2 rRNA genes (1 of these 2 cut by a window edge) are annotated in these 3,140 nt (G+C 53.1%); both read right to left on the bottom strand.

Annotated elements, in window-relative coordinates:
- Positions 1-99 precede the first annotated feature (99 nt).
- Positions 100-215: ribosomal RNA gene (rrf, locus tag NF616_RS21100) — 5S ribosomal RNA — on the bottom strand.
- A 130-nt stretch (positions 216-345) separates the two neighbouring features.
- Positions 346-3,140, bottom strand: a 23S ribosomal RNA gene (locus NF616_RS21095) (it continues 96 nt past the right edge of the window).

Here is a 3,140-nt window from a genome sequence, read left to right as displayed (position 1 = left end):
CGCATGCGGGTTCGCGGGGCGGCTCCGCTCGTTGCAGTTTTCTAGCGCCCAAAAGCCAAACCCCCACCCGATTGCTCGGATGGGGGTTTGGGGATAGGAGCTTGACGATGACCTACTCTCACATGGGGAAGCCCCACACTACCATCGGCGATGCGTCGTTTCACTACTGAGTTCGGGATGGGATCAGGTGGTTCCAACGCTCTATGGTCGTCAAGCAATTCGGTTGCTGTGTCGGTGTTAAGTCGCCACAGCGAATTGGGTATGTGATGCTTTGCGGTTTCAACTTGAATCTTCGGTTTGTCGACTTCGACCAAACCCACAATCGTCAGATTGTTTGGGTGTTATATGGTCAAGCCTCACGGGCAATTAGTATTGGTTAGCTCAACGCCTCACAGCGCTTACACACCCAACCTATCAACGTCGTAGTCTTCGACGGCCCTTTAGGGAGCTCGAGGCTCCAGTGAGATCTCATCTTGAGGCAAGTTTCCCGCTTAGATGCTTTCAGCGGTTATCTTTTCCGAACGTAGCTACCCGGCAATGCCACTGGCGTGACAACCGGAACACCAGAGGTTCGTCCAACCCGGTCCTCTCGTACTAAGGTCAGCCCCTCTCAAATCTCAAACGTCCACGGCAGATAGGGACCGAACTGTCTCACGACGTTCTAAACCCAGCTCGCGTACCACTTTAAATGGCGAACAGCCATACCCTTGGGACCGGCTTCAGCCCCAGGATGTGATGAGCCGACATCGAGGTGCCAAACACCGCCGTCGATATGAACTCTTGGGCGGTATCAGCCTGTTATCCCCGGAGTACCTTTTATCCGTTGAGCGATGGCCCTTCCATACAGAACCACCGGATCACTAAGACCTACTTTCGTACCTGCTCGACGTGTCTGTCTCGCAGTCAAGCGCGCTTTTGCCTTTATACTCTACGACCGATTTCCGACCGGTCTGAGCGCACCTTCGTACTCCTCCGTTACTCTTTGGGAGGAGACCGCCCCAGTCAAACTGCCCACCATACACTGTCCTCGATCCGGATGACGGACCAGAGTTAGAACCTCAAGCATGCCAGGGTGGTATTTCAAGGATGGCTCCACGCGAACTGGCGTCCACGCTTCAAAGCCTCCCACCTATCCTACACAAGCAGGCTCAAAGTCCAGTGCAAAGCTACAGTAAAGGTTCACGGGGTCTTTCCGTCTAGCCGCGGATACACTGCATCTTCACAGCGATTTCAATTTCACTGAGTCTCGGGTGGAGACAGCGCCGCCATCGTTACGCCATTCGTGCAGGTCGGAACTTACCCGACAAGGAATTTCGCTACCTTAGGACCGTTATAGTTACGGCCGCCGTTTACCGGGGCTTCGATCAAGAGCTTCGCTTGCGCTAACCCCATCAATTAACCTTCCGGCACCGGGCAGGCGTCACACCCTATACGTCCACTTTCGTGTTTGCAGAGTGCTGTGTTTTTAATAAACAGTCGCAGCGGCCTGGTATCTTCGACCGGCATGAGCTTACGGAGCAAGTCCTTCACCCTCACCGGCGCACCTTCTCCCGAAGTTACGGTGCCATTTTGCCTAGTTCCTTCACCCGAGTTCTCTCAAGCGCCTTGGTATTCTCTACCCGACCACCTGTGTCGGTTTGGGGTACGGTTCCTAGTTACCTGAAGCTTAGAGGCTTTTCCTGGAAGCATGGCATCAACCACTTCGTGTCCAAAAGGACACTCGTCATCAGTTCTCGGCATTAAGATCCCGGATTTGCCTAAGATCTCTGCCTACCACCTTAAACACGGACAACCAACGCCGTGCTGGCCTAGCCTTCTCCGTCCCCCCATCGCAGTAACTAGAAGTGCGGGAATATTAACCCGCTTCCCATCGACTACGCATTTCTGCCTCGCCTTAGGGGCCGACTAACCCTGCGTCGATTAACGTTGCGCAGGAACCCTTGGTCTTTCGGCGTGCGAGTTTTTCACTCGCATTGTCGTTACTCATGTCAGCATTCGCACTTCTGATACCTCCAGCAAGCTTCTCAACTCACCTTCACAGGCTTACAGAACGCTCCTCTACCGCGTCACTTACGTGACACCCGTAGCTTCGGTGTATGGTTTGAGCCCCGTTACATCTTCCGCGCAGGCCGACTCGACTAGTGAGCTATTACGCTTTCTTTAAAGGGTGGCTGCTTCTAAGCCAACCTCCTAGCTGTCTAAGCCTTCCCACATCGTTTCCCACTTAACCATAACTTTGGGACCTTAGCTGACGGTCTGGGTTGTTTCCCTTTTCACGACGGACGTTAGCACCCGCCGTGTGTCTCCCACGCTCGGCACTTCCAGGTATTCGGAGTTTGCATCGGTTTGGTAAGTCGGGATGACCCCCTAGCCGAAACAGTGCTCTACCCCCTGGAGTGATACGTGAGGCGCTACCTAAATAGCTTTCGAGGAGAACCAGCTATCTCCGAGCTTGATTAGCCTTTCACTCCGATCCACAGGTCATCCGCTAACTTTTCAACGGTAGTCGGTTCGGTCCTCCAGTCAGTGTTACCTAACCTTCAACCTGCCCATGGATAGATCGCCCGGTTTCGGGTCTATACCCAGCGACTAAACGCCCTATTAAGACTCGCTTTCGCTACGCCTCCCCTATTCGGTTAAGCTCGCCACTGAATATAAGTCGCTGACCCATTATACAAAAGGTACGCAGTCACCTAACAAAGTAGGCTCCCACTGCTTGTACGCATACGGTTTCAGGTTCTATTTCACTCCCCTCTCCGGGGTTCTTTTCGCCTTTCCCTCACGGTACTGGTTCACTATCGGTCAGTCAGTAGTATTTAGCCTTGGAGGATGGTCCCCCCATGTTCAGACAACGTTTCACGTGCGCCGTCCTACTCGATTTCACTTCTAAGACCTTTTCGCGTACAGGGCTATCACCCACTATGGCCGCACTTTCCAGAGCGTTCCGCTAAAATCAAAGAAGCTTAAGGGCTAATCCCCGTTCGCTCGCCACTACTAAGGGAATCTCGGTTGATTTCTTTTCCTCAGGGTACTTAGATGTTTCAGTTCCCCTGGTTCGCCTCTTGCACCTATGAATTCAGTACAAGATACCTAGGTTATCCTAGGTGGGTTCCCCCATTCAGAGATCTCCGGATCAAAGT

This window comes from Pseudomonas subflava (assembly GCF_023823685.1).
In the GTDB taxonomy this organism is placed as follows: domain Bacteria; phylum Pseudomonadota; class Gammaproteobacteria; order Pseudomonadales; family Pseudomonadaceae; genus Aquipseudomonas; species Aquipseudomonas subflava.
The sequence above is the reverse complement of the archived record's forward strand: the minus strand, read 5'-3'. Positions and strand labels throughout refer to the sequence as shown.